Source organism: Oceaniovalibus sp. ACAM 378, assembly GCF_008085915.1.
Classification (GTDB): Bacteria; Pseudomonadota; Alphaproteobacteria; order Rhodobacterales; family Rhodobacteraceae; genus Oceaniglobus.
Window position 1 is genome coordinate 152,462 of the sequence record NZ_VSJK01000011.1, and the last position, 23,743, is coordinate 176,204.

General features: G+C 58.8%; 24 protein-coding genes and 1 pseudogene. 18 read left to right on the forward strand and 7 right to left on the reverse strand.

Annotated elements, in window-relative coordinates:
- Positions 1-3: 3 nt before the first annotated feature.
- The gene (locus FQ320_RS16130) at positions 4-1,107 is read right to left on the reverse strand and encodes an FAD-binding oxidoreductase (RefSeq protein ID WP_148474057.1); all 1,104 of its coding nucleotides are present in this window, start codon (positions 1,105-1,107) and stop codon (positions 4-6) included.
- Positions 1,104-2,711, reverse strand: a complete 1,608-nt coding sequence (locus tag FQ320_RS16135; RefSeq protein ID WP_148474059.1) for an ABC transporter substrate-binding protein — start codon at positions 2,709-2,711, stop codon at positions 1,104-1,106. Before FQ320_RS16135 ends, FQ320_RS16130 begins: the two co-directional genes overlap by 4 nt.
- Before the next feature lie 148 nt (positions 2,712-2,859).
- Here FQ320_RS16135 and FQ320_RS16140 point away from each other — a divergent pair, with 148 nt between their 5' ends.
- Positions 2,860-3,768, forward strand: a complete 909-nt coding sequence (locus tag FQ320_RS16140) for a LysR substrate-binding domain-containing protein (protein WP_148474061.1) — start codon at positions 2,860-2,862, stop codon at positions 3,766-3,768.
- Between the two features lie 328 nt (positions 3,769-4,096).
- Here the strand turns inward: FQ320_RS16140 and FQ320_RS16145 are convergent, their stop codons facing one another.
- Complete coding sequence (locus FQ320_RS16145) at positions 4,097-5,308, reverse strand: GAF domain-containing sensor histidine kinase (RefSeq protein WP_148474063.1); 1,212 nt, start codon at positions 5,306-5,308, stop codon at positions 4,097-4,099.
- Between the two features lie 247 nt (positions 5,309-5,555).
- On the opposite strand from FQ320_RS16145, the gene FQ320_RS16150 reads away from it, so the two are divergent.
- Positions 5,556-7,736, forward strand: a complete 2,181-nt coding sequence (locus FQ320_RS16150; RefSeq protein WP_148474065.1) for a PAS domain S-box protein — start codon at positions 5,556-5,558, stop codon at positions 7,734-7,736.
- A 43-nt stretch (positions 7,737-7,779) separates the two neighbouring features.
- Complete coding sequence (locus FQ320_RS16155; protein ID WP_148474067.1) at positions 7,780-8,160, forward strand: response regulator; 381 nt, start codon at positions 7,780-7,782, stop codon at positions 8,158-8,160.
- Between the two features lie 146 nt (positions 8,161-8,306).
- Here FQ320_RS16155 and FQ320_RS16160 read toward each other — a convergent pair whose 3' ends face one another.
- Together FQ320_RS16160 and FQ320_RS16165 are read right to left on the reverse strand one after the other, a co-directional pair.
- Positions 8,307-10,121: an SLC13 family permease gene (locus tag FQ320_RS16160; RefSeq protein WP_148474069.1), complete on the reverse strand. Its 1,815-nt coding sequence runs from the start codon at positions 10,119-10,121 to the stop codon at positions 8,307-8,309.
- A 265-nt stretch (positions 10,122-10,386) separates the two neighbouring features.
- Positions 10,387-10,833 carry a MarR family winged helix-turn-helix transcriptional regulator gene (locus tag FQ320_RS16165; protein ID WP_148474070.1) on the reverse strand — a complete coding sequence of 149 codons (447 nt, stop codon included), beginning with the start codon at positions 10,831-10,833 and terminating at the stop codon, positions 10,387-10,389.
- Positions 10,834-11,079: 246 nt separating this feature from the next.
- Here FQ320_RS16165 and FQ320_RS16170 point away from each other — a divergent pair, with 246 nt between their 5' ends.
- The 10 genes from FQ320_RS16170 to FQ320_RS16215 all read left to right on the forward strand — a co-directional run bounded on the left by FQ320_RS16170 (position 11,080) and on the right by FQ320_RS16215 (position 17,634).
- Positions 11,080-11,496 (forward strand): VOC family protein, encoded by a 417-nt coding sequence (locus FQ320_RS16170; RefSeq protein WP_255509549.1) that lies wholly within the window; start codon positions 11,080-11,082, stop codon positions 11,494-11,496.
- 23 nt (positions 11,497-11,519) lie between these two features.
- Positions 11,520-11,891, forward strand: coding sequence for a DUF1428 domain-containing protein (locus tag FQ320_RS16175; protein WP_148474074.1), 372 nt, complete (start codon positions 11,520-11,522; stop codon positions 11,889-11,891).
- Positions 11,888-12,601: a thioredoxin family protein gene (locus tag FQ320_RS16180; RefSeq protein ID WP_148474076.1), complete on the forward strand. Its 714-nt coding sequence runs from the start codon at positions 11,888-11,890 to the stop codon at positions 12,599-12,601. Before FQ320_RS16175 ends, FQ320_RS16180 begins: the two co-directional genes overlap by 4 nt.
- Before the next feature lie 119 nt (positions 12,602-12,720).
- A complete protein-coding gene (locus FQ320_RS16185; protein ID WP_148474078.1) occupies positions 12,721-13,509 on the forward strand; it encodes a VOC family protein in 789 nt (262 codons plus the stop codon).
- Positions 13,509-13,982 carry a VOC family protein gene (locus tag FQ320_RS16190; RefSeq protein WP_148474080.1) on the forward strand — a complete coding sequence of 158 codons (474 nt, stop codon included), beginning with the start codon at positions 13,509-13,511 and terminating at the stop codon, positions 13,980-13,982. Before FQ320_RS16185 ends, FQ320_RS16190 begins: the two co-directional genes overlap by 1 nt.
- Before the next feature lie 17 nt (positions 13,983-13,999).
- Positions 14,000-14,653 carry a glutathione S-transferase family protein gene (locus tag FQ320_RS16195; protein ID WP_148474082.1) on the forward strand — a complete coding sequence of 218 codons (654 nt, stop codon included), beginning with the start codon at positions 14,000-14,002 and terminating at the stop codon, positions 14,651-14,653.
- 24 nt (positions 14,654-14,677) lie between these two features.
- Positions 14,678-15,355 carry a glutathione S-transferase family protein gene (locus FQ320_RS16200; RefSeq protein ID WP_148474084.1) on the forward strand — a complete coding sequence of 226 codons (678 nt, stop codon included), beginning with the start codon at positions 14,678-14,680 and terminating at the stop codon, positions 15,353-15,355.
- Between the two features lie 25 nt (positions 15,356-15,380).
- Positions 15,381-15,725, forward strand: coding sequence for a VOC family protein (locus FQ320_RS16205; RefSeq protein WP_148474086.1), 345 nt, complete (start codon positions 15,381-15,383; stop codon positions 15,723-15,725).
- 124 nt (positions 15,726-15,849) lie between these two features.
- Positions 15,850-16,146: a PRC-barrel domain-containing protein gene (locus tag FQ320_RS16210; RefSeq protein ID WP_148474088.1), complete on the forward strand. Its 297-nt coding sequence runs from the start codon at positions 15,850-15,852 to the stop codon at positions 16,144-16,146.
- Between the two features lie 243 nt (positions 16,147-16,389).
- Positions 16,390-17,634 (forward strand): sodium:proton antiporter, encoded by a 1,245-nt coding sequence (locus tag FQ320_RS16215; RefSeq protein WP_148474090.1) that lies wholly within the window; start codon positions 16,390-16,392, stop codon positions 17,632-17,634.
- Positions 17,635-18,067: 433 nt separating this feature from the next.
- Here the strand turns inward: FQ320_RS16215 and FQ320_RS16220 are convergent, their stop codons facing one another.
- Positions 18,068-18,775: a fumarylacetoacetate hydrolase family protein gene (locus FQ320_RS16220; protein WP_148474132.1), complete on the reverse strand. Its 708-nt coding sequence runs from the start codon at positions 18,773-18,775 to the stop codon at positions 18,068-18,070.
- Positions 18,776-18,963: 188 nt separating this feature from the next.
- Between FQ320_RS16220 and FQ320_RS16225 the strand changes: the two genes are divergently transcribed.
- The 5 genes from FQ320_RS16225 to FQ320_RS16245 are packed head-to-tail and all read left to right on the forward strand — an operon-like array spanning position 18,964 to position 23,255.
- On the forward strand, positions 18,964-19,971 hold the full coding sequence (locus tag FQ320_RS16225) for an ABC transporter substrate-binding protein (RefSeq protein ID WP_255509543.1): 1,008 nt from the start codon (positions 18,964-18,966) through the stop codon (positions 19,969-19,971).
- Between the two features lie 2 nt (positions 19,972-19,973).
- Complete coding sequence (locus FQ320_RS16230; protein ID WP_255509544.1) at positions 19,974-20,789, forward strand: ABC transporter ATP-binding protein; 816 nt, start codon at positions 19,974-19,976, stop codon at positions 20,787-20,789.
- Entirely contained in the window at positions 20,786-21,631 is an 846-nt protein-coding gene (locus FQ320_RS16235) for an ABC transporter permease (RefSeq protein WP_148474092.1), read from the forward strand. The genes FQ320_RS16230 and FQ320_RS16235 overlap by 4 nt, the downstream gene beginning before the upstream one ends.
- A 15-nt stretch (positions 21,632-21,646) precedes the next feature.
- Positions 21,647-22,417, forward strand: coding sequence for a GntR family transcriptional regulator (locus tag FQ320_RS16240; protein ID WP_148474094.1), 771 nt, complete (start codon positions 21,647-21,649; stop codon positions 22,415-22,417).
- A 1-nt stretch (position 22,418) separates the two neighbouring features.
- The gene (locus FQ320_RS16245) at positions 22,419-23,255 is read left to right on the forward strand and encodes a sulfite exporter TauE/SafE family protein (protein ID WP_148474096.1); all 837 of its coding nucleotides are present in this window, start codon (positions 22,419-22,421) and stop codon (positions 23,253-23,255) included.
- 15 nt (positions 23,256-23,270) lie between these two features.
- On the opposite strand, the pseudogene FQ320_RS16250 reads toward FQ320_RS16245, so the two are convergent.
- A pseudogene (locus tag FQ320_RS16250) lies at positions 23,271-23,438 on the reverse strand (IS5/IS1182 family transposase); the annotation flags it as partial.
- Between the last annotated feature and the right edge of the window lie 305 nt (positions 23,439-23,743).

Genomic DNA, 23,743 nt, shown 5'->3' on the forward strand with positions numbered 1-23,743 from the left:
AGCTCAGGCTGTTGGCAGATAGGCATCGAGCGGGACTTCCGCCGATTTACCCGTTGCGATACGGGCAAGCTGGCGCCCTGCAAACGGTCCGATGGTCAGTCCTGCGGCGCCCAGACCGTTGCCGATGATCAGCCCGTCAATATTCGGTGCCGCGCCGAGGATCGGATTGAAACCGGGTGGCGCCGGGCGAAAGCCGATGCGCGTTTCAAGGATCGACGCATCCGCCAACCCCGGCGCGTGATGCAGGGCGGCCGTCAGGACTTCGTGCTGCCCTTCGGTTGTCACGCGATAGTCGAACCCCTTGTCATTCTCACGGGTCGCGCCAACCACCACACGGCTGTCGTCGAAAGCCACCAGATAGTGACTGGCCATGGGCAGAAGCACGGACCACCGCGAGGTATCCACACCCTGCAATCCAAAATGCAGAATCTGGCCCCGTTGGGGTTTGACCGGGTGATCCAAACCCAATGGGCGCAGAATTTGCGAGGCCCAGGCACCCGCAGTCACGATGACCTGATCTGACGCAATCTCTTGGCCGCGCCCGTCATATGCCTTGACCCGTTTCCCCTCCAGTTGGAGCGTGACAAGATCGTTGTAGAATTTTGCACCCAGCGCGACAGCAGCGCGAACCATGGCCGGAGCAAGCTCGCGGGCGTTTACCCGCGCGGCTCCCGGGACATAGAACGCCTTGTATTTCTTGTTGATGGGAGGGAAATATTCCTGCGCTTTTGCCTCAGAAATCTCTTCCATCCCGCCGGATTCCGGCGCATCGGTGGTACGTCTTGCCAGACGCTCGCCCGCACCGGCAAATTCTGCCGGATCATCCGCGACAACCACTGCGCCCACCTTGCGGTATCCGACATAGGTTTCACCCCGGTCGGAAAGGTCGGCGATAAGCTGTTCATAGTATTTCGCACCGGCGGCATACATCTGATACCATTCCGGCTCCTCGACCTTGGTGGCCCAGGGACAGACGATGCCGGCGCCGGCCAAAGTGGCCTTGCCCTGATGTTCCTGATCCACGATCGTGACATCATGGCCGTCCATTGCCAGATGATAGGCGGTGCTGGCGCCGAGAATCCCGGCGCCAATTACAGTTACCTTCATTCCACTGTCACCCCCGACAGCCGGGAAGAACCAAAGATCGCAGGCACATAGCCTTGCACCTTCTTGTTCACAATAGTGATTGTATCCGCGCCGCCCAGCACGATGACCGGTGCTTCGTCATGCACGATTTGCTGTGCTTCGTGGTACAGGGCTATGCGCTCGGCCTGATCCGTGATCGACCCGGCCTCATTCATCAGGGCATTGAATTCATCATTGCACCATGCGCCGATATTCGACGGCGCCGGAGTGCCCTCGGCGTTGCAGGACAGATAGTTGTTCGGGATCTGGCTGGGGTCCGGGAAATCATAGATGCCGCCGAACATGCCGACCTGCGCTTCGCCGGCCCGTGCGCGCTCGATATACTCACCCCATTCATATGAAATGATTTCCGCATTGACGCCGATCGCCGCCCAATCTGCCTGAATGATCTCGGCTGCGCGACGTCCATGGGGCATATATGGCCGAGAGACCGGGATTGCCCAGACCTGTGTTTCGAACCCGTCGGCAAAACCCGCTTCGGCCAACAGCTTTTTCGCCGCCTCGGGGTCATAGCCCCATGGCGCGATGTCCGCCGCGTGGCCCCATAGTGCCGGCGGCACCACAGCCCCGGTGGCTTGGCCCATACCGTTGTAAACGACCTCGACCAGGTTATCCATGTCGACGGCCTGTGCCAGCGCCTGTCTTACCCGCTGATCCTTGAACTTCTCGTCACGAAAATTGAAATGCAGCATTCCCGTTGAAGCCACCGGTGTTTGCACCGCATCGACATTGGCTGCTGCCTCGATCGTCGCCTTGTCTGCCAGATTCGGATAAAGCCCGATCATGCATTCTTCGGCCAGCGCACGCTGCAGCCGCACAGACGCGTCAGTGGAAATTGCCATGACGACACCATCAACCATCGGCGTTCTGTCGGGATCACCGATTTTCGCGCCCCAAGTATCTGCAAAGGGCAACAGCCTGACAACGGCATCGGTTTGATAGGCCTGAAACTCGAAAGGGCCGGTTCCGATCGGAATCAGGTCAAACTCTTCCGCGGTGCCGGCTTTCATCATCGTGTCGGCATATTCAGCCGAAGTAATTCCGATGGAACCATGGGCCATCGTACCAAGAAAGGCGGCCAATGGTCGGTTGAGCTTGAAAGCGACAGTGTGATCGTCGACCTTCTCAACCTTTTCCAGGTTGTCTGCCAGCTTGGCGAAAAATGTCGGATAGTTGCCCCCCGACACGGTTGCATAAGGGTGGTCGGTGTTCATCATCCGCTCAAACGTGAAAACGACATCATCGGCGTTCAGTGCACGGCTGGGCGTGAATTTGTCGTTCGACTGCCAGGCGACATCACGGCGCAGCGTGAACGTATAGGTCATGCCGTCGTCAGATACCGCCCAACTTTCAGCAAGGGCCGGTTCAATCTCCGAGCCGCCACGTTCCACAGACACAAGGCCATCATAAATCTGCTCCAGCACATAGGATGTTGTGCCGTTGCTGGTCAGTTCCGGGTTAAAAATTTCCGGTGAACCTTCGATACAAACAGTCAACACGCCTGCATGTACAGCAGGCGCTGTCGTCAGGGCGACAATGGCGCAGAGACACTTGAACTTAGTCATTTGATGCCTTCCTGTCTTACATTTTTCGCGGGTACCCCGCTTTGGCTATGGGCCTATACCAGTCGCTGAAATCCATGATTGTCAAATTAGTTTTTATCCGGTCATTATAACCAAAGATCATATAGTCACTTGTACGGAAACACCCGCAATGAACATAAGACAGCTTGAGGCCTTTCATGCCGTGATGGAGACCGGCTCGGTTACAAGAGCGGGGGAACGGCTGGGCATTTCACAGCCCGCCGTCAGCAAGCTTTTGAAGGCGTTCACGGAACATTGTGGTTTCAAGCTGTTCACCCGCAGCGGCGGACGGTTGGTGCCAACGTCGGACGGGCGACTTCTTGCCTCCGAAGTGGGGCGCCTGTTCGTCGGCACGGAACGGATTCAACGCCTTGCGCAGGCAGTTCGCGACCGCGAATGGGGCGAGGTGTCAATCGCTGCCCCGCCTGCGTTGTCCGCACGGTTTCTCGCCCATGCTCTGGGGCCCCTGATCGCTCGCCAGAAAAAGATGCATGTCGCAATCACCAGTCGATCCAGCCCACGGGTCGCCGAACTGGTTGCAGGTCAGCAAATCGACATCGGGCTGTCGGTGCAGCCATTCGACCACGCAAATGTCAGATCCGAGATGCTGGTGCGGTTTGCGATGGTCTGCGCGCTTCCTGCAAATCATCGTCTGGCAGGGAGAGACAGTATTCGGATTGAGGATTTGCGGAATGAACCCTTCATCAGCCTTGCACGGGACGATTGCTCGATCATGACAATCGACAGGGCATTCCAGCTGCGCGGTGTGCAGAAGCGCGCGAATGTCGAGGTGCCGATGTCGGAAACCGCCTGCGATTTTGTGGCCGGTGGGGCAGGGGTATCAATCGTGCCGTCTTTTGTCGGGCTTGGCTATACTGAGGAAACGCTGGTCAAACGCCCGCTGATCCCACTGACAACCATGAACATCTGGTTGTTGACGCCAGCCTCGCGCCCGCCCTCGCTGGCGACCGAGCGCGTGATGGAAATGTTGCGCGAGCAGCTGCAACCCTTCAACATTGACCAACCAAGCGGTGGTTGACAGTTTCGCTCATCGATCCGGTTCATCGCGCTTGACCGCTCAGCCGGCCATAGAAGTTGCGTACGAAATGCAGCTGCTATGGCCCGGATTTTTCGACCATTCTGCGCAGATATCCGCTGGGACGATCAAGGTGGCGACGGTGAAACGATACCATTGCGACAGCCACGACCCACTGCACACGCATCTCGCGGGCTTCATAGCAGCCTGAAATGTCGCGCTCAGGCCCAAGACCCTTTGCGGTCCAACGCCCTACGGGCACATCTGGAAAATCTGGATATCAGAACCAGATGCCGGGACTGATCACCTAGCGATAATGACGCGGGGCGGTCTATTTTTCTGCAGACCTGCTGGGTGGGTTCGGCATCCTGAAGGTAAAGGCGGTCTCGAGATCATTTGAGGCCACCGTCAGCGTCCCGTCATGTCCCTTCGCGATCTCCATCGCGATGAACAGCCCAAGCCCGAGGCCCTCGCGGCTGGGACGGTTGTTGGTGCGTTCAAATGGCATGAACAGCGTCGGCAGGAGGTCGTCGGGTATCCGCTCTCCGCTGTTGGTCACAGACAGGATGAAATCGCCACCGCTCAAACGGGCTTCGACCTCAATTGGTTTGCCTGAGTCACCATGGGTGACAGCATTTCCCAGCAGGTTGGAGAATAGCTGCGATATACGTGCGAGATCGCAACGCACCGGGGTTGGCAAATCAAGGGTCATCTTAATCGGTTGGTCCGGCGTGACAGTCTGAAGCTCGGAAGCAATCTGCGACAGGGATGCACCCAAATCATCGGTATCTCTCCGCTCGATGACAATTCCACCACCGCTGCGTTTGCGCGCCTGATCGAGCAGGTTCTCGATCAAAAGCCCCATGCGGTTGACGGAGGCGCGCATGAGACCAACAAGCTCGACCGTCTTGGCGTCGACCTTCTGACGCTCAATCAATCGAAGTCCTGACAACAGCGCGCTGACAGGATTGCGCAGGTCATGGGCGAGGATCGCGATAAACTGTTCCTGAACCTCGGCAAGGTCACGCTCGTGCGAAAGTGCGCCCTGGCTTTCGGTGAGGACCTCGTCGGCGTCCAGGATCTCTCCGATCATCCTGGCAAACAGACGGAACATGTCCAGCATCCGCTCATCGCTCAGCTTGTGAGGTTGCGGATCAATTGCGCACAGAGTGCCGAAGAACGACCCGTCCGCGCGCCTTATCGGAACAGAAATATAGCCGCGAAATCCATAGCGGGCTGGGCAGGGGTGATTGACATAGCTCTGATCGCTGTTCACATCATCGATCACGATCTCCCGGTCAGTTTGCCTTACCTCGTGACACAGGGTGCTTTCGACTTCGAGCTCGTCGCCCGGCGTCAGCCCGAACGCAATGTTATCGACGGCGCTGCAGGTGACCCAGCGGGACTCTGTAACCCGTGCCACCGCTGCAAAGCCCATCCCGGTCGCCAGGACGATCGTCTCGAGAAGTGTCGGGATGACCGCGCTTCGCCTGATTGCGTCGATGTCAATCTGGAAGTCGTGGGTCGGGGAGGCGGTGTTCATTTCAGAGTATCTCGTGAGGTAGATCTTTTTAAGGTTCGTTCCAGAACCTATCCCTCATTTTTTCCCCAGTGTCATCCCGACTTCGGCCGGAGCACGGTATCGCTTCGTTCCAATCTCAGCCGAAATCATGTGGCAGTATCGGTCTCCGGACCGGAAGCGCACAGTTGGAGGTTCTGATTTAAGGCTTTAACTCTTCCTGATATTATGTCCGATGATGTCGTAGGACTCGTGTCAAGGAGAGCTTTTCGTGTTCAAGGGTGAAGTTGAGGGGAAGCTGAATAGGGCTGGCAAACAGCCGAAGCTGACGTCGGTTGCCGCGTTCCAGCGGCTGTTTGACGCGGCCCCCGTCTTGATCTCCATCCACGAGGGTCCGGAGCACGTCTATATCTATACGAATCCGGCGCACGATCGCGTTGTAGGCGCGCGGTCGCTCACAGGGGTCACCTTTCGCGGCGCATTTCCTGAGCTGGAAGGCCAAGGCTTTTTCGATACCTTCGATGAGGTCTTCCGAACCGGTATCGCAATCGAGGTGCCTCAGGCGGAAGCCGTCATCGACCTTGGCCCGGAAGGCAGAATGCGCGTCTATTTTCGCCAGATCGTTCAACCCTGGCATGATGAAGCAGGGGAAGTTGTCGGTGTCATGAGCTTCTCTTTCGACGTGACAGAGCAGGTCGAGGCGCGGATGCGGGCCGAAGTCAGTGAGCGCCACATGTCCTATGCCCTGAAAGCCAGCGGATCGGTAGGCACATTCTACTGGGACACAAAGAGCGATCTGATGTCCGTGGATGAGGCTTTTGTAATCGCCTTTGGACTTTCGAAGTTTCACGAGCGTGACAAGCTGCCGTTGAAGGCCTTTACCGATGTTATTCATTCCGAGGACCGCGATCGGGTCTTGGTGGCCATTCAGCACGCCGTCGACACTGGCGAGCATTATGAGGCGCAATACCGCACGGTCGACGAGAATGGCGTCGTGCGCCGCATCCTTGCACAGGGCAGATGCGTGCGGGACACCAAGGGGGAGCCTGACCGTTTCACCGGGGTCATCATCGACACCACCCGGCAGCTTGTGGCCGAAGAAATTCTTCGCGAAAGCGAGGCAAGGCTGCGGTCGGTCTTCACATCCATCGATCAGGGGTATTGCCTGGCCGAGATGATACTGGACGGGCAGGGCGATCCGGTCGATTACCATTTTGTGGAAGTGAACCCGTTGTTCGAGCAGATGACGGGGCTGAAGGACGCCGCGGGACGGACCGCTCGCGAACTTGTCCCGAACCTCGAACAGAAATGGGTCGAAACCTATGCGCGTATTGCCTTGGAAGGCGAGACGATGCGGTTCGAGGACAGTTCCGAAGCCATGGGACGGCTGTTTGATGTCTTTGCCATGCCGGTCCAACCGCGCGGGCGCTTTGTCATCGTCTTTAAGGACATCACCGAACAAAAACGCATCCAGGATGCTCTGAGCCAAAGCGAGGCCCAATTCCGCAGTATAACCGAGGCCATGCCGCAAATGGTCTGGGCAACCCGTCCGGACGGCCATCACGACTTCTTCAACGCGCGGTGGTATGAGTTCACGGGGGTGCCGGAGGGCTCTACCGATGGTGCCGGGTGGAACGATATTTTCCACCCCGACGATCGGAACAGAGCGATGCAGCAATGGCAGCATTCCCTGTCGACCGGCGTTCTTTATGACATTGAGTATCGCCTGCGCCATCACAGTGGGGCTTATCGCTGGGTTCTCGGGCGTGCGCAGCCTGTCAGGAACAGCGACGGCGCCATTATCCGATGGCTTGGCACCTGCACCGACATTCACGAAATAAAGCTGGCCGATGAACAGCGCCAGTTGATGCTGGGCGAGATGAACCACAGGGTGAAGAACACGCTGGCCATGGTGCATGCGATGGTATCGCAGACCCTGCGACAGGCAGAAAACCTGAAGGATGCGAGCACCTCAATCCAGTCCCGAATTGCAAACATGGCGCAAGCCCATGATCTCCTGATCAATTCGAAATGGACGGAAACCCGCATTCTTGCCGTTGTTGAGGCGGCCCTTGCACCACACCGCACCGGAAACGGACGCTTTACGCTGGATGGACCTGATATTCCTATTGGATCGAAACAGGCTTTGGCGCTGACGATGGCCCTGCACGAGCTTGCAACGAACGCCACGAAATATGGTGCATTGTCGACGGAGGACGGTCGGGTGAGTGTCAGATGGGGCGTCGGGGAAACCGGGGGTGAAGAGACCTTCAGCTGCTGCTGGACCGAAAGCGGCGGGCCGCCGGTCACACCACCGCAGCGGCGCGGATTTGGCAGTCGTATGATCGAACAGGCCCTTGCCGGATATTTCAATGGAATGGCGGAAATCGCCTATGAGGGGGCCGGTTTGTCCTTTGAGCTGAACGCACCGCTCAGCGGCCTTATCGCGTGATGAACGCCCCAAAAAATACAAGAATTTGAGGAGAGCCGTTTTGATGCCCAGGGATCAATCACGCCCCGTTGTCTTGATCGTTGAAGACGAGCCGCTCATCCGAATGGAAGCCGTCGATATGATCGAAGAAGTCGGGTTCCGGACCTTTGACGTCGGTTCCGCCGACCCGGCGATTTCGTTGATGGAGGCGCATGACGATATCGGCATTCTATTTACCGATATCGACATGCCGGGATCGATGGATGGTCTGAAATTGGCCGCCTATGTTCGCAAGCGGTGGCCAACGGTGTCGATCGTTATCGCCTCCGGGGCCGTGGACGTTGAAACGCTCGACCTGCCGGAAGGAGCGTATTTTTTCCCAAAACCATATCCCACAGATCAGATTGCCAGGGCTCTCGAAAAGGTTTCCGACAGGTGCGGCTGATTTGAACGCCGGGAAACTATCTGGTCGGAACTATGAGGACACAATGGGTTTTTGCCTCGGTCGTAACGCGAAATGCTGCGAACGCGGCGCGCCTCAATATAATCCGAATATCATAGCAGGCCAGATCATCCTAAAGCCATGCGGGATCACAGATCGTTCAGTGCCCAGATCGCAAAGCAGCTTGCCAAACCGACCGTCACGTTCATCACCAGCCCCACGCGGAGAAAGTCGAGAAACTTGTAGTTGCCGGCGGCATAGACCAGCGTGTTCGTCTGGTATCCGATCGGGGTCGCGAACGATGCGGATGCGGCAAGCATGATGGCATAGACCAACGGCTTCGGATCGACACCCAATGTGGTTGCCAGTGAAATCGCCAGCGGGGTCAGGATCACCGCCACCGCATTGTTCGACACGATTTCGGTCAGGAAAGACGTGAGTGTGTAGATCGCGATCAACAAGAGCAGTGGAGAGGTTTCAGCAAGCACCGGCGAAAGGGTCTCAACCAAGTCTTCGATCAGGCCCACGTTGCTCAGTGCCTTGCCAACCGCCAGCATAGCGAAAATCAGGATCAGGGTTGATCCATCAATCGCACGCCACGCGTCGGCGGCCTCGATACACCGCGTCAACAACACGATGCCCACCCCGGCCAGGGCCAGCGTGGCGATAGGAGCTACATCGAAAATCGACAGTCCGACGACGCCGAACAAACAGGCCAGGGCAATCGGGGCACGACGTCGGCGAAAGGGGCGCGCGACCGGCTCTGTCGCGGCGATCAATCCGTTGGCCGAGATCACCGCCGCAACCGACGCGGCCGGGCCTTCCAGCAGCAACCGGTCTGCTGGCCTAAGCCTCACACTGCCCAGATCCGGACCGGGACTGTGCCTGTGACGTGAAATTCCCAGCAGCCTAACACCATATCGACCCAGCCATTCCAGATCGCGGACGGTACGGCCCGCCCCGGACCGGTCCGGCGACACCATGGTTTCGACCTGAATGATCGCATCCTCGCCGCGCCCCGGCTTTTTGGAGCCGAACCGCTGGTTCAGACCAACCAGAAAATCAGTGTCTTCCTCTAGCGTAAGGATCTCGGGTCGCGAGGCGGTGAGAACAATACGGTCACCTGGCTTGACCTCAAGCGTCTCTTCAGGCGCAAACCGTTGTGACCCGCGCAAAATCGCCAAAACCCGCGAAAATCGAAGACCGGTCAAGTCCGCAAGTGTCATAACAGGTGCTGGCGTTTCATCCTCGTCATTGGCCGCCGCGGCCAGCCGCACCTCGGTCAGGAATTTCAGATCGTCGTCTTCAAGTGCGGCACTCGCCGAGTCCCGGCTGGGCAAAAGCCGTGGCCCGAGCAGCAGCAACGTCAGGCCGCCTGCCAGACAGGCCGCCAGCCCATAGGGCGCTATCTCCAACATACCCATTGGCGGCAGGCCCTGTTTGCGCGCAACCCCGTCGATCAGCAGGTTTGTCGACGTTCCAACCAACGTCAGTGTCCCGCCAAGGATAGCGGCATAGGACAGCGGGATCAGAAGACGCGATGCCGGGGCGTCCAATGTCTGTGCAATCCGGATCACCACCGGAATCATCACGATCACCAGCGGCGTGTTGTTCATCAGGCCAGATGCAATGCAGATACAGACCAACAGGCCAATGAACGCGGCCCAGCCTCTGCGCGCTGCCAGATCAACAAAGAACCCCGACATGGCCTCAATCACTCCGGTGCGCACCAGCGCGCCCGACAGAATGAACATGGCGGCGATCGTGATCGGCGCAGGGTTTGAGAAAACCTCAAGGGCTTCTTCGGTCGAGATATAGCCCACGACCAAAAATGCGACCGCACCGCCCGTGGCGACAGCGGAAGGCGGCAATCTCTCCAGCAAAAACCCGACGAAAAGAGCGATCAGGATGGCGACAGAAACGAAGGTTTTGCCTTCGGCAAAAAACTCGGTAACAAAATCCATGACTGTCTACTTCTGAAACGTTCTCTGGATGACCTACCAGACTACAGCTAACTCCCACGGCGAGATCTCGTTCCGGTATAAAGCCTGTGCAAAGTTAGATACCTAGGGTTTAGCGGTTGTCTTACGCGCATCATCTCGGCTTTTGGCGAAGGCACCAACGCGTCGGGATCTTCATGTTCCGAAAGTGACGTGCCTGTCCAAGTCGATAAAACAGGCCGAATTGAACGAAATTTCCCAAATGTGGCCGGGGTCGCGTTGGCTGTCGTTACGACTGCTTTTCGGGTTCAACACCCGCGACCTTTGTCAGCGCGTTCAGTTCATCGCGAAGGGCATCGACATTGCCGTCCATCCCGCGCTCGATCGCTTCATGGGTCGCGATCCAGATCGGGATCGCCTGTTCCAGCAATGACAACCCGTCGTCGGTCAGGGTCAGCCGCCGGGCGCGGCGATCCTGCGCGTCGGGGGTGACGGTCAGCAGCCCGCGCCGCTCCAGCGGTTTGAGGTTGGCCGTCAGCGTCGTGCGGTCCATCGCGAGCAGGTCCGCAACCGATCCCACCGTCGGTGGCTCGGGTCGGTTCAACGATATCAGCAGCGAGAATTGCCCGCTTCGAAGGCCGAGAGGGCGCAGCGCCTCGTCGAACCGACGGGCTACAGCGCGCGCTGCGCGTTGCGCGTGCAGACACAGGCAACTGTCTCTGACGCGCAAAGTCATGCTGAAGGTGGCGTGTTGAGCAACTTTATTTGACACAAATATATTTACGTTGTTATCAACGTAACTGTCAATCGAATCGCGAAAGCGGGTGCCCCGACATTCTGACGACGGCGACAAGATTGGCCGCGAGAACGATTGCACGGTGCTGTCCGACCCCCAGCCCGGGAAGCGAAAGCGGGCGGGTATCAGAAACTTGACGACTAATGCCTCAAGCCCACCACAGGAAAGGAAACGCCCGTGACCCAGATGATCTTTGTCAACTTGCCGGTGTCTGATGTTCAGGCCTCAACGGCTTTCTACGAGGCGTTGGGCGCAAAAAAGAACGCGGTCTTCTCGAACGAGACGTCGTCGAGCATGGTGATCAGCGACAGCATCACCGTCATGCTGCTGTCCCATGAACGCTGGCACGATTTCACGCCCAAGCAGATTCCTGACGCCAAGACATCGGCGCAGGTTCTGCTCTGCCTCTCGATGGACAGCCCAGAGGCCTGCGATGCTGCGGTCGCCAACGCCGAAAAGGCCGGCGGCACGGCTGACCCGACGCCGAAGCAGGATCACGGGTTCATGTATGGCCGTTCTTACGAGGATCCGGACGGTCATATCTGGGAAGTCATGTGGATGGATATGGCCGCGATGCAAAAGGCAATGGCCGCGCAAGTCTGATCAATCAGGAAAGGTAATGACCCATGAGCTATGTCAGCGGATTTGTGATCGCGGTGCCCACGGACCGCAAGGAGGATTACCGGAAGATGGCGGCCGACGCGGCCGAGGTGTTCAGGGACTATGGAGCCACCGAGATCATGGAGGCCTGGGGCGAGGACGTGCGCGAAGGCGAGGTCACCGATTTCCGCCGCGCCGTGCAGGCAACCGAGGATGAGACGGTGGTGTTCGCGTGGATTGTCTGGCCCGACAAGGCAACGGCAGACGCCGCAGAAAAGAAGATGGAATCTGACGAGCGCATGAAGCCGCCCGTCGACGCGCCGTTCGACATGAAGCGGATGATCTACGGCGGCTTTACCCCGATCTTTGAGATGGGATGCAAAGGAGTAAAGAAATGACCACGCGACCAAGCACCGAGAGCCAGCCTGTCGTCTCGCGCGCGGAATGGATGACCGCCCGCAAGGCTCTTCTCGACAAGGAACTCGCGATGACCCACCAGCTCGACGCGCTGCGGGCCGAACGGCGGCAACTGCCTTGGGTCAAGATCGAAAAGCAATATGTCTTTGAGGGTCCGGTGGGGAAATGCACGCTGGAAGACCTGTTTGGCGATCAGAGCCAGCTTGCCATCTATCACTTTATGCTAACGCCGGGATCAGACCACATCTGTGGTGGCTGCGCGTTCATTTCCGACCACGTCGACGCGGCCCGGCAGCATTTCCAGCATGCGGACCTTGCCTTCTCTGCGGTTTCGCGCGCGCCGATTGCGCAAATTGAGGAAGTAAAAGAACGGATGTGCTGGTCCTTCCCTTGGGTTTCGTCCGGGAGTGGCGACTTCAACTACGATTTCAACGTGTCGTTCACGAAGGAGAACCGCGCAGACGGAGGTGCCAGCTACAATTACGGCAAGGCGAAAATCGAAAGTTCACCGGACATGTTCGGTGTCAGCATTTTCGCCAAAGACCGGTCCGGCACGATCTACCACACCTACTCGACCTATCAACGCGGCCCCGACCTGCTGATCGGTGCGTTCAACTGGCTCGACCTCACTCCCAAAGGCCGCAACGAAGAAGGGACCATGAGTTGGGTGAAGCTGCATGACGAGTATTGATGGGCTGCTGAACGCGAAAGAGTGGATGGAGTAATGATCGCGCGGCCCAGACACGACGGGCTGAAGCGCGGTGACGTCTAAGTGAAGATTGACCGAAACGGACAACAGGAGGAATGACCATGGGAAATCGCGACGGAACCCCGATCTGGTATGAACTGATGACTGATGCGCCGGACGCTGCGCAGGATTTTTACGGTGCGGTGATGGGCTGGACCTTTGCGAAGCCTCCCGGCGGGATGGAGCGGGATTATCGCACATTCGCGGCAAATGGCGAAGGTGTCGGGGGGGTGATGAAAGCCCCCAACGGTTCGCCTTTCGGGACGACCTGGGCGGTTTATTTCGGGGTGGCGGACGTCGATGCCATGGCCGTACAGGTCAAGGATCTTGGCGGCAGTATCCACATGGAGCCGCAGGACATCCCCAATGTGGGTCGCTTTGCCTTCGTCGCGGACCCGCAGGGCGCGATGTTCTACCTGATGCACGGCGACAGCGATCAGGACAGCACGGCCTTTGCGCCGATGACGGCGGGACATTGCTGCTGGAACGAGCTTGTCACCTCCGACCAGACGGCGGCGCTCGACTTCTATGGGAAATTGTTCGGGTGGAAAAAAACCGGGGCCATGCCGATGGGTGAAAATGGCGATTATACCTTCTTTGGCAAGGGCGACGTTGAAATGCTCGGCGCGATGATGAACGCACAGAAGCCGGGCGCCAAGCCGTTCTGGAACTTTGCCTTCACCGTCGCGGACATCGATACCGCGAAAGCCGCTGTTGAAGAAAGCGGCGGCACTGTCACCCACGGGCCGATCGACCTGCCGGGCGATGAGGGCGATTGGATGATTCAGGCAAATGACCCGCAGGGAGCCAAGGTGATGTTTGTCGGCAAGCGCAAGGCAGGCGCGAGATGATGGACAAGATCACCACATTTCTGTGGTTCGACGGACAAGCCGAAGCGGCAGCTAAATTCTACACCGGGCTTTTCCCCGACAGCCACATCGACACGTTAACGCGCACCCCGATGGACTATCCCGGCGGCAAGGAAGGCGAGGTGATCACCGTTGCGTTCACCCTCTCGGGTCGCAGTTTCATCGCCATGAACGGCGGACCGGACCACCCTTTCACCGACGCGATCTCGCTTACCATCGATTGCGCCGATCAGGCCGAGGTTGACCGTTACTGGGACGCCCTGTCAGACGGTGGCGCGCCGGTCGCCTGCGGCTGGATCAGGGACCGCTTCGGTCTGTCCTGGCAGGTCACGCCGCGTATCCTGCCGCCGCTTCTGGCCGACCCCGACCGGGCCAAGACAAGGCGGGTGATGGAGGCGATGATCCAGATGGTGAAGATCGACGTTGCCACCATCGAGGCGGCTGCCAAAGGTTGAACATCGGAGGGTCTGACATGCTTGAACTCTACGCCCACCCGTTCTCGTCCTACAGTCAGAAGGTGCTGACAGCGCTTTACGAATACCACCTCGACTTCGATTTCAGGATGCTCTCCCCCGACCAGCCGGCCAACATGGCGGCGCTGGCGGCGGTCTGGCCGTTTCGCAAATTTCCGGTCCTGATCGACAACGGCACGCCACTGCGCGAGGCGACGATCATCGTCGAGCACCTGACACTTCACCATGCCGCCGGTGCGCCGCTGATCCCGGCCGACGCGACAGCCGCGCTGGACGTTCGGTTCATGGACCGGTTCTTTGACATCTACATCGCCACGCCGCAGCAGCGGATCATCTATAACGCGCTTCGCCCCGAAGGGCAGCGTGATCCGCTGGGCGACGACGAGGCGCGCGCAGGTCTCGACACCGCCTATGCCTGGCTCGATGGTCGGATGGCGGGGCTTGAGTGGGCCTGTGGCGATTTCAGTCTGGCGGACTGCTCGGCCGCGCCGCAGCTTTTCTATGCTGACTGGACCCACCCTATCGGCGATCGCTTTCCAAATGTGACGGCCTATCGCCAGCGATTGTTGGCCCGCCCGTCCTTTGCGCGCTGTGTCGAAGAAGCCCGACCCCATCGCCCGCTCTTCCCGCTGGGCGCACCGGACAGAGATTAACGTTGCAGAACACAGGAGGCCGCGATGAAAGACAGCAACCTCAAAGTTACCGCCTATGATTGGGTGCCCGACTTTGCCAAAGGCAACGTTCGCGACCTGCGGCTTAGGTGGGCGCTGAACGAGGCGGGGTTTGACCATGAGGTCGAGATCCTGACGCAGGGCGAACAGAAGAAGGCACCGAATATCGCCCGCCAGCCGTTCGGGCAGGTGCCGGTGCTGGAGGTCGACGGTAAACCGATGTTCGAGAGCGGCGCCATTGTCTGGCGGATCGCCGAAGCCAGCGACGCGCTGCTGCCCACGGGTCAGGACGCGCGCGATCGGGTTTTCTCATGGTATTTTGCGGCACTGAACTCGGTCGAACCGGAGATCATGATGCTTGCCATGCTGGACTTTTTCGCCTCGGACAAGGACGCGGCGGCGCGGCTGCGTCCCGATGTGATCGACGGGGTGCAGGGGCGACTGAAACACTTGTCAGACGCTTTAAAGAATCGCAACTGGCTGGTCGGTGATGGGTTTACCGTGGCTGACCTGATGATGGCGACGGTGCTCCGTATCCTCAAGCACACCGACATCGTGGCAGGTCATCCGACGCTTGATGCGTATCTTCGCCGCTGCACCGACCGGCCCGCATTTGCGGCGGCGCTGGAGGCGCAGTTGCAGACCTTTTCGCAGAACGCCACAAAATATGAAGGTGCCGCATGAAAGCCCTGCCCACAGGAGCCCGACCATGAACGTGACCGACATCTTCGTCAGCATCAACGCCCGCGACTTCGACGCCCAGACCGCGTGGTGGGCCATGCTGATCGGGCGCGATCCGGACAGAAAACCGATGCCAAGCTGCCGCGAATGGGATCTGGCGCCCTCCGTCCTGTTCCAGGTTCTGGATGCGCCGGGCAACGGTTTCACGGAGGTATCCCTGCGCATCGACGATCTGGCGACCGAGATCGCGCGGCTGCGCAGGGCCAACATCGACGTACCGGACCCCGAGAAGGTCGAGGGCTTCGAATCCTTGCGCTGGTCAGCCTTCATCGACCCTGAAGGAAACAAGGTGAACCTGCTGGAAGGCGGGTGACGGCAACGCAAGAACACGAGACGGCATCATTCAACAGTCGGAACTTTGTCCCTGAACCGGAACTGCATCGTCTTCGAAAAGGTTGAGCCTGCAATAGGACACATCAAGCAAAGTGAGGTTATCCATGGACCATTCCAAGCATACCCCCCTTCACCCGGAGGAACTGACCGCTGCGACTATTAACGGCGCAAAAGTCTACGGCCCCGATGACCATCATATCGGTGACGTTTCCCATTTTCACGGCACTGGTCAGAACGCTCAGATCGTCGTGGATGTCGGCGGATTTCTCGGCCTCGGAGCCAAACCGGTGACCTTGAACGTGTCGAGCTTGAACTTCATGCGTGACCAGAACGGCAAAGTCCATGCAACGACCGTCATGACAAAGGACGAGTTGAAGAGCTTGCCTGAACACAAGCACTGAGCGTCAGCGACGCAAACATGCAAATAACGGCGAAGGTCAGCGCAGAATATGTGCTGACCTTTTGTCTCGAAAACATTTGGATCAGCTTTTTTCGATAAAATCACCATCAGACCCCCGGATCGCGATCTTTCGTAAAGTTCGCTCGAAAAATCGGGGCTGGCAGTCGCATCCTTGATCCGCGAAGTTTGCAGATATTGGCAATGTGATCTCTTTGAATGAACATTAGATTGGAGCAGCCCCAGCGTGAACGAAGACACCTTCTTTTCTCTGAACCCCTACCATGTGGCGCTGGTTGTCGTGGGTGTGATCGTGATCCTGTCGCGGTGGCTTCCGCGCCTGGTGTCAAAGCGGGAACCGGCTGCCGCCCCCTTGATGATCCTGTTTGGTGCGGCTGCGGCCTTGCTGGTTCCGGGCTTTCTGATCCCGCCTGATCCGCGGCAGATCCCGTTGCCATGGGAGTTGGTGAGCGAGTTGACGGTCATTGTGGCCCTGTTCAGCGCCGGAATGCGCATCGATAGCCTCAGGCCATGGAGGCGCTGGATGCCGACAGTGCGGATGTTGGTGATTGCCATGCCACTCACCATTCTCGCGGTCGCGTTGCTTGGTGTTGCTGTGGGTGGATTGACGGTGGCGGGCGCAATCCTGTTGGGCGCTGTCCTTGCCCCGACCGATCCGGTTCTTGCCGCAGATGTTCAGGTCGGTCCCCCGCAAGAGGGCGAAGAACATCCGGTTCGCTTCACATTGACGACCGAAGCGGGATTGAATGACGGGTTGGCGTTTCCGTTCGTGTATCTGGGACTGATTGTCGCGGCCGAAGGTCTGAACCCCGGTGCATGGGCGTGGGAATGGCTCCTCCGCGATGTTCTGTATCGCATAATCCTTGGTGCCTTCATGGGCTGGGCCGGTGGGCGCCTGCTGGGCATTGTCCTGTTCAGCGTTCCAAAGGGATCAATCCTGGCAGAGACGGGATCCGGCGTCATTGCAATCGCCGGTGTTCTTCTTTGCTATGGATCCACGGAACTGGTAGAAGGCTATGGTTTCATTGCCGTTGCTGTGCTTGGCCTGACCCTGCGCCGCATTGAAAAAGACCATCATTTCCACCGGCGTTTGCATGATTTTTCGGAATCCATTGAACATGCCCTGACCGCCGTGCTGCTCATCGCGCTCGGCAGCGTTCTGCCCACTCTGCTTGTCGATCTCAGCTGGACCCACGTTCTGATCGCGCTGACACTCATCGTTGTCATTCGCCCGGTGTCCGCCTGGATCGCACTGATGAAGACGGGTCTCGGACAGCGTGATCGCGCGGTCATCTCTGTCTACGGGGTGCGGGGCATCGGTTCGATCTATTACCTCTGCTATGCAGGTAGCCACATGGAATTTACAAACGAAACCCAACTCTGGTCACTGGTCGGCCTTGTTATTTTACTCTCAACAATCCTGCATGGGTTCAGCGTGGGATGGGCCATGGACCAGGTGAACGATGACTGAGCGGTGCAGATCTGTGGACATCTTTAAGACTTAGTGTCTATCCAGAAACATCTTGAATCTTTAGAACCACTTGTGAATTCTTGGCTGAGGCAGGGTTTTGCAGGAGCTTGCGGATGTGGACCAACGAGGATCGCTGTCGTTGTCTGGGAAAGGTCGCGGTCGATCCGGCCAACCAGCGTGCGATCTGCTGGAGCTACTGAAGCGGGGCGCGGATTCAGAGGGTGATTGCCCCGCTCTGATTGCGCCAAAGAGGCGCGGCGCCCGGATCGCCAAGGCAAAACGCAGTCCCGACCTTGGTCGACACCGTGCAGAAGAATATCGGGGGTATCGCACCGGTTTGCTGACCTGAAGAGGCAGGTGTCGATCCGGCGGTATTATCTTGCAATGCACTGGCGGGCGGGTCGGAGCCTGTCCATACCGCCCGCCAATGATCTTAGACGAGCTTCGGACCGATCGCGACGTCGAGCGGGGCCAGCCCGTCGATCGTGCAGTGGATTTTGTCGCCGGGAACGACCGGGCCGACGCCATGGGGCGTGCCGGTCAGGATCACGTCGCCCGGCTGAAGTTCGAAATACTCGGAGAGGCGCGCAATGATTTCCGGCAATTTCCAGATCAGCAGGCTGATATCTGACTCCTGCTTGGTTTCGCCGTTCACGGTCAGTTTGATCGCTCCCGAGGTGATGTGACCAACTTCCGAGACCGGGCTCAACGCGCCAACGGGGAACGATTTGTCAAAGGATTTGCCGATCTCCCAGGGCTTGTTGTTGCCCTGAATGTCGCGTCGGGTCATGTCGATTCCAACGCCGTAGCCCCAGACGTGTTCCAGCGCGCTTGCCTCGGAGATGTTCCGGCCGCCCTTGGCGATCGCCATCACCAGTTCGACTTCGAAATGAAAGTCCTCGGTCATAGGAGCATAGGGAATCGTCTCGCCCGAGGGCACGACCGCGTCCGTCGGTTTTTGAAAGAAGATCGGGGGATCACGATCGGTGCTGCCGCCCATTTCCTCGACATGCGCGACATAGTTTCGGCCGACGCAATAAATACGGCGCACCGGAAAACGTGCGCTTGCGCCACGTATCTCGATGGTGGTCCGCTCCGGCGCCGGTATTGCCAGCGCTGTTTGTGTATCTGATCCGTCCATTATGCATCCCCAATTGTCCCGCCCGACATCGGGCAACCCAGTTATGCTAGCACCAACATTTCGGCGGAATCAATGAATAATATATTATCTGGTTTGACGTATGGATTTTAGCGGCTAACGTAAATTTACGCGAACAGACAAAAATAACGTCGGCGCGGCGGCGTACGGCAGAAAAACGGGAGGAAGATATGACAGTTCGATTGGTAAGGTCTTTCCTGGCGGGCCTGGCTCTGGCGGCCATTCCAGCCATCGGCGCGATGGCGCAAACACCCATCACAGTGGTTATACCCAACCCCTCGGCCCTGAACGTGTTTCCGATTCACGTGGCCGTCGGAGAGGGATACTTCGCTGAAGAGGGGCTGGAGATCTCGGTGGAGGCGGTCAACGGATCGGCTTCGGTGCTTCAGACGCTGGCGTCCGGCGCAGGCCAGATCGGAGAGCCCGGACCGGGTCCGGTGCTTGCGGCACGGTCCCGGGGTGAGGACGTAGTGTTCCTTTACAACCTCTTTGCCAAGACCGGGTTCGGCCTGGTCGTGCGTGAGGAATCCGATTACCAGGCTCCCGAGGATCTGAAGGGTACCGTCATCGGGGTCGGCACCGCAGATGGCGCCGAAGTCGGCTTTACCCGGGATATCCTGACTGACGCGGGGCTGACCGAAGGCACCGATTACGAATTCCTGACGATCGGTGACGGCGGAACCGCCGTCGCGGCATTCCTCAACGACGAGGTGGACGCCTATGCCGCCGCGGTCGTCGACATGGTGATCATCCAATCCCGCGGCATCCCGCTGCGCGAGATCACGCCCGAGAAGTATCTCGGTTACTTCGCGAACGGCTTTGCCGCGACCCGCGAATACATCGACGCCAATCCCGAGGTGATCAAGGGCTTTGGACGCGCCATTGTGCGGGGCTACAAGTTCGGTCAGGATCCGGCGAACCTTGAAAAGGTATTGGCACACACCAGTGCCGCCAATCCGCAGGAAGGCGAAGATCGTGACTTTGCGATCGCCGTGTTCGAAGCAATCAAGGGCCGCATGGCCTCGGTCGATCCGTCCCGGCCGCTTGGCTATCAGCCGCCCGAGGATTGGGAAAAGTGGCACACCAGTGTCGTCGCGACCAAAAGCATTCCCGGACCTCTCGACGATCTCGAAGCCGCCTATACCAACGAGTTCGTTGAATACTGGAACCAGGATTGAACGTGGACGTGCCTGTAAAACCGGCCGACAGGCCTCTGACCGGTCGCGATACGCGACCGGTCTACCAACTCAGCCGGGTGTCCAAGAAGTATCGTCAGGGCAACATTCAGGCCCTGAGTGCTGTTGACATCACGCTGACCGAAGGCAGTTTTTCGTCGATCATCGGTCCGTCCGGGTGTGGCAAGTCCACCCTGCTCAAGATCATGGCGGGCGTCGAACCGCCAAGCAGCGGGCGCGTCGTTCTTGATGGCAAGCCGGTCACCGGACCGCGGCGCGACATCGGCATGATGTTCCAGCAGGCCACGCTCTTTCCGTGGCGCTCGACGATCGAGAACATCGTTCTGCCGATTGAAATCCGTGAAGGCCGGGCGGCCGCGCGAAAGGCCCATGTCGATGCAAGGGAACTTCTTGAACTCGTCGGCCTCGAAGGCTTCGAAGAGGTCTATTCCCACCAGCTTTCGGGCGGCATGGCCCAGCGTGCGGCGATCTGCCGAATGCTCATCACCCGGCCACAAGTCCTGCTTCTGGACGAACCGTTCAGCGCGCTTGACGAAATCTCGCGCGATTTCATGAACCTCGAGTTGCAGAAGGTCTGCATGTCGCGGCGGGCGACGACGATGCTCATCACCCACTCGATCTCCGAGGCCGTGTTCCTGTCCGACCGTGTCTATGTGATGTCGGCCCGGCCGGGCCAGATCATCGAGACGATCGAGATCGATCTGCCGCGCCCGCGAACCACCGAGATGATGGTCACCCCCGCGTTCGGTGTCTACGTTCAGAGGATCCGGTCGCTACTCGACAAAGGAGCTTTTCAATGAGCACGTCCGTCTCCGAAGACGATACTGTCTGGACCGAACATGTTTCGTTCATCGACAGGATCCCGCGGTGGATCGCCATGCTGGGCCTGCTGGCCGCCGTGCTCGCGATCTGGCAGGCCTCGCACAGCTTCGGCATCGTCTCACCGATCATCCTGCCCTCGCCCGGAGAAACCGGGCAGGACATCATTTACGTGGCCCGCAACCTGATTTCGGGCGGCTATATGCTCAAGGCCCTCTGGATCACCACCCAAGAGGTTCTGGTCGGCTTCCTGTTTGCGATGCTCTTCGGGTTCAGCCTCGGGATTCTGGTCGGTGAAACGTCGTTCGGCGAGCGTGCCGTCATGCCCTATCTTGTCGCCATCGATACAATGCCAAAAGTCGCCTTTGCGCCGCTGTTCCTGTCCTGGCTCGGATTCGGGATTGCCTCAAAGGTCGCGCTGGCCGCGTTCATCGCGACATTTCCCATCGTCGTCGGCACAGCCGCCGGTCTGCATGGTCACAATGAAAACGCCCGGATGCTGTTTAAGACGATGGGCGCAAGCCGTTGGCAGACTCTCATCAAGATGAAGCTGCCCATGGGGCTGCCGCAAATCTTCACCGGACTCAAGATCGCGTCGGTCGGCGTCATGGCAGGAGCGATCACGGCCGAGTTTCTGGGCGGCGGCAAGGGGTTCGGCGAACTGATCCGGGTCGCGGCCTCGCAACTCCAGACGCCGCGTGTGTTTTCCTTGATCCTCTACCTCAGCCTGCTGGGGTTCTGCTTGTTCTGGACGGTGGTTCTGGTAGAGCGTCGGCTCGTGTTCTGGCACCGTTCGTCGGGACCAACCGGCGCTGTGCGATAGAGGTAGAACTGCGTGATGGATCATACGCCATTTCCGATCACCGACGGCAGCGATGTCGCGCCGCGCGAAGGCAGCAAGGCCACTGCGGCGACCCTTGTCTATCGCGAACTGAAGCGTGATCTGCTGCGCCGCAGTTTTGCCGCGGGTCAACGGCTGCTGATCGAGCAGATTGCAGAGCGCTATGGTGTCGGCACAAACCCGGTGCGCGAGGCCCTCAACAGGCTTGCGGCAGAGCGTATGGTCGACCGTGAGGACCAGCGCGGCTTTTCGGTGCCGATTCTGTCCACCGAGCATTTCCGCGAAATCGTGAAAACCCGGTGCTGGCTTGAGGGAAGGGCCCTGACCGAATCCGTCAGGAACCCGACCGAAGCCTGGGAAGACGGGATCGTCCTGTCGCTGCACCGGCTTTTGCGGACCCCGTTTTTGTTTGGCCAGGATATCGAGGACGGCGAAGACAACCAGAAATGGGAAGTCCGGCATCGCGAGTTTCATCTGGCGCTGATCGCGAACTGCGGGTCGCAATGGCTGTTTCGCTTCTGCGAAGAGATGATGGATCAGGCCGAACGCTATCGCTATATTTCTGACACCAAGTCCTATCCGCGCCGGAACTCCGACGACGAGCACCGCAGGATTGCCGAGGCTGCAATTGCGGGGCAGGCCGACCTCGCCGCCGCTCATCTGATAGATCAATACGAACTGACGCTCGAACTCTACGAATCCAAGGTCACGACCGAAACCGCCGACGACGCCGACACCGAAACCGGCAAAACCAAAGAAAACAGCTAGTATGGGCGGTGGACTGGACTTTGCATCGCTGATCTACCTTGCCATGGCGCTCATTGCAGCGGGTGCAGTGACCGGTGTTCTGGCAGGTCTGTTCGGCGTGGGCGGCGGGGCAATCACCGTTCCGGTGCTCTACGAAGTCTTTCGTCTGCTGGACACCGCTCCCGACGTTGTCATGCCGCTGGCGGTCGGAACTTCGCTGGCAATCATCATCCCCACGTCGATCCGATCTTTTTACGGGCACTATAAGAAGGGGGCCGTCGACCTCTCGGTGCTGCGTCCTTGGGCCCTGCCGATCTTGGTCGGGGTGTTGATGGGTGCCTATATCGCTCGTTTCGCAGGGCCGCAGGTGTTTCAGGGCGTCTTTGTGGCCGTGGGGCTCATCAATGCGTCAAAGCTTCTCTTTGCGCGCAGCCGCTGGGTTATTGCCGACGAGATGCCGCGCGGACTCGGCATGCGCGCTTGGGGGTGGCTGATTGGTCTCCTTTCCGCGCTGATGGGGATTGGCGGCGGCGCCATCTCGACGATGATCCTGACCCTCTACGGGCGGCCGATCCATCAGGCGATCGCGACTTCGGCCGGTGTCGGCATGCTGATCTCGGTTCCCGGCGCGATTGGCTATGCAATAGCAGGCTGGGGCAGTGCTGGCCTGCCGCCTGACGCATTTGGGTTCGTGTCCCTGCTGGGCGTCGCCCTGATCGTACCGACGACGTTGCTGACGACACAGATCGGTGTGAACCTCGCACATGCCATGCCCCGTCGCCGTCTCGAAATCCTGTTCGGCCTGTTCATCCTCGCCGTGTGTGTGCGGTTTCTCATCGCCATCATCAACGGCACCTGATCCCCGCCCGGAATGGAAGGCCTTGAGGCATCGCATCTTCGCCTCAATCCGGCTTCGGGCGTGGTATCCCGTCCAGCGCTTCCAGAATGCCCTGCCGTAGTGATGAGTGGCGCGCAGGGTTTCATTTCGGACAACTGCTGCCGGGCAGTCCTCTTTCCACGGTCGTCCGTTCTGCGGATGGGGATGATAAAGCGTTTCGAGGAAAACTCTGTCGCGGAGACTGCGATGGGACCAGTGTTCACGTGCTTCTCGGAGGTCTCTCCAGAACTTCAGATCGCTTTCATCGAAGAGATGGGTCTGCCCCATCAGGGTGTCCCGACAGTCGCGAACTACCTGCAAGCATCCTGTCCGTTTCCGCCTGCTCTTGCTGAATTACGCTCTGACAGTATCCTGTCTTGACGGGCAATTCCCGCATCGGAAATCCTTCACCAATTTTGCTGCCGTTCACCGAGGAATCTGCCTGTCAATGCCGACATTGGGCATGGCAT